Source organism: Aeromonas molluscorum 848, assembly GCF_000388115.1.
Taxonomy (GTDB): domain Bacteria; phylum Pseudomonadota; class Gammaproteobacteria; order Enterobacterales; family Aeromonadaceae; genus Aeromonas; species Aeromonas molluscorum.
The window spans coordinates 1-2,807 of sequence record NZ_AQGQ01000258.1 but is presented as its reverse complement, the minus strand read 5'-3'; the positions used below and the strand labels follow the sequence as shown (position 1 = coordinate 2,807).

Sequence of the window (2,807 nt, the reverse complement as noted above, 5' to 3'; positions counted from 1 at the left end):
TACCCGGCCCGACTTGCCGACTGGCTGCTGAGCCACGGGGGAGGGCCCGGCGCCCCTGCTCTATGCCACCACCACGCCCGAGACCCCTGAGCGAGATCCAGCGCCAGTACGGGGCTCAGGCCGCCAGCGACGCGGTGGAAACCTGCTTTGCCGCCGTGGCCCGCCTGCTGGTGGCTGCCGGGGTCAGCAACCTCATCATCGCCGGCGGCGAGACCTCGAGTCGGGTCACTCAGGCCCTGGGGCTCTCGGCGTTCCACATTGGCCCGCAGATAGCGCCCGGAGTGCCCTGGGTGCGGGCCATCGGCAGCCCTCTCTCCCTGGCGCTCAAGTCCGGCAACTTCGGTGACGAACACTTCTTCTCTACGGCCCAGGAGGCATGGCAATGAGTGAACAGGCCTTACGTGAAACCATGGTGATGCTGGGAGCCTCTCTGTTCGAGCGGGGCTATGCCACCGGCGGGGCAGGCAATCTCTCGGCCCGGCTGCCCGATGGCACCCTCATCGCCACTCCGACCGGCTCTTGCCTGGGCAGGCTCACCCCAGAGAGCCTCTCGAAAGTGAGCATGGACGGCGAGCATCTGGCAGGGGATCGTCCCTCCAAAGAGGTGGCGTTCCACTTGGCGCTCTATCGCAACAATCCCCAGTGCCTGGCGGTGGTGCACCTGCACTGCACCCACCTGACCGCCCTCTCCTGTCTGGATGGGCTGGATCCGGCCAACGTGATCCGCCCCTTCACCCCTTATTACGTGATGCGGGTCGGCAGCCTGCCGCTCATCCCTTATTACAAGCCGGGGGATGAACGCATCGCCCAGGAACTGGGGCACCGCGCCCAAGATGCCGGCGCCTTCCTGCTCGCCAACCACGGCCCCGTGGTGATGGGCAAGAACCTGGTGGAGGCGGTCAACAACATGGAAGAGCTGGAAGAGACGGCCCGCCTCGCCCTGCTGCTGCAAGGCCAGTCCATCCGTTACCTGAGCGAGCCCGAAGTAGCCGAATTGAGGAGTCTGAAGCCATGAGTCACAGCCTGTTTGCCGCCAACCTGACCCTGCTGTTCACCGAACTGCCTTTTATCGAGCGCTTCGCGGCAGCCCGCGCCGAAGGCTTTGAGGCCGTGGAGTGCCTCTTCCCCTACGAGTGGCCCGCCACCGAGCTGGCCCGCCAGTTGAGCGAGCATGGCCTCACCCAGGCACTGTTCAACATGCCCGCCGGGAACTGGGCGGCCGGAGAGCGCGGCATGGCCGCCATCCCGGGCCGGGAAGCGGAGTTTCGCGCCCAGCTGCCCAGGGTACGTGACTACGCCCTGGCGCTCGGCTGCAAGAAGGTACATGCCATGAGCGGCCTGATTGACCCGGCTCACTCCCTGGCCGCCCATCGCCAGACCCTGATAGAGAACATTCGCCACGCCGCCGACTACCTGGCAGCGGACGACATCAAGGTGCTGCTCGAACCCCTCAACAGCCGGGATGTCCCCGGTTACTTCCTGGCCCACCAGCTCGATGCCCTGGCATTGGTGGAAGAGATAGACAGGCCCAATGTTGCGGTGCAGCTCGATCTCTACCACGCCCAGATCATGGACGGGGACCTGACCCGGCTCATCGGCAAGCTCGGCACGGCCATCGGCCATGTCCAGATAGCCTCTGTCCCGGATCGCCACGAACCGGATCGGGGGGAGATCCACTATCCCCACCTGCTGGCGGCGCTGCAGGCGGCAGGTTACCGGGACTGGATCGGCTGCGAATACCACCCCAATGCTGGTACCCGGGCAGGTCTTGGCTGGCTGCGCCAATGGCAATCCACATCCCGATAACACAACAAGAACGACCTACACACGAACGAGTCTGAGGATAACAAGATGCAGATCATCATCACGGGCGGCGGCGGCTTTCTTGGCCAGCGTCTGGCCCGAGCCCTGTTGCAAGGACCCCTCCCCTTCAGCGAACTGCTGCTGGTGGACATACAGATGCCGATGAGCCCGCTGCCCGACCCCAGGGTTCGCTGCCTGCAAGGGGATCTGACCGCCCCCGGGGTGGCCGAGACCCTGATCACCAAGGAGACAGGGATCGTCTATCACCTGGCCGCCATCGTCAGCAGCCACGCCGAGCAGGATTTCGATCTGGGTTGGCGTGTCAACCTGGACACCACCCGCACCCTGCTGGAGGCGTGCCGCCACGCCAAACCCGGCATCCGCTTCGTGTTCACCAGCTCCCTGGCGGTCTACGGCGGCGCCCTGCCCGAGCAAGTGGGCGACGGCACGGCCCTCACGCCCACCAGCTCCTACGGTGCCCAGAAGGCGATGGGGGAGCTCTTGGTCAACGACTACAGCCGCAAAGGCTATGTGGATGGCCTGGTGCTGCGTCTGCCCACCATCTGCGTGCGCCCCGGCAAGCCGAACCGCGCAGCCTCGTCGTTCGTGAGCGCCATCATCCGCGAGCCGTTGCAAGGAGAGGGGACCCAGTGTCCGGTCTCCCCCGCCCTGCGGCTCTGGTTGTCGAGCCCGGCCACTGTTGTGGCAAACTTCCTCACCGCCGCCACCCTGAATGCTCCCAAGAATTGGCGCAGCATCAACCTGCCCGGCATCAGCGTCACGGTCGACGAGATGCTGGCCGCCCTCCACAGGGTGGGGGGGCAGGCGGCACTGGACAGAGTCACCATGACGCCGGATCCCGGCCATAGAGCGCATCGTCGCGAGCTGGCCTGGCCGCATCGACAATGCCCGCGCCAGCGAGCTTGGCTTCGTGGGCCGGACAGGACGTTCGCCGACATCATCGAACAGCTTTATCACCCATGACATGGCAGGGAGGCATACAT

Annotated in this window: 4 protein-coding genes; all 4 read left to right on the top strand. The window is 65.6% G+C overall.

Annotated features, from left to right (window positions below):
- Positions 1 to 386, top strand: a 386-nt coding sequence (locus G113_RS19665) for a nucleotide-binding domain containing protein (RefSeq protein ID WP_330216952.1), incomplete at its 5' end; no start/stop codon positions are given.
- On the top strand, positions 383 to 1,015 hold the full coding sequence (otnC, locus tag G113_RS19660) for a 3-oxo-tetronate 4-phosphate decarboxylase (protein ID WP_005912160.1): 633 nt from the start codon (positions 383 to 385) through the stop codon (positions 1,013 to 1,015). The genes G113_RS19665 and otnC, both read left to right, overlap by 4 nt.
- The gene (gene otnI, locus G113_RS19655; protein WP_005912158.1) at positions 1,012 to 1,806 is read left to right on the top strand and encodes a 2-oxo-tetronate isomerase; all 795 of its coding nucleotides are present in this window, start codon (positions 1,012 to 1,014) and stop codon (positions 1,804 to 1,806) included. The genes otnC and otnI overlap by 4 nt, the downstream gene beginning before the upstream one ends.
- Positions 1,807 to 1,851: 45 nt before the next feature.
- Positions 1,852 to 2,787: a D-erythronate dehydrogenase gene (gene denD, locus G113_RS19650; RefSeq protein ID WP_005912157.1), complete on the top strand. Its 936-nt coding sequence runs from the start codon at positions 1,852 to 1,854 to the stop codon at positions 2,785 to 2,787.
- The last annotated feature ends 20 nt before the right edge of the window (positions 2,788 to 2,807 follow it).

What these genes read in the sequence shown, in the direction of transcription:
- otnC (WP_005912160.1), top strand. Translation starts at nt 383, where the DNA reads ATGAGTGAACAGGCCTTACGTGAAACCATGGTGATGCTGGGAGCCTCT.
- otnI (WP_005912158.1), top strand. Translation starts at nt 1,012, where the DNA reads ATGAGTCACAGCCTGTTTGCCGCCAACCTGACCCTGCTGTTCACCGAA.
- denD (WP_005912157.1), top strand. Translation starts at nt 1,852, where the DNA reads ATGCAGATCATCATCACGGGCGGCGGCGGCTTTCTTGGCCAGCGTCTG.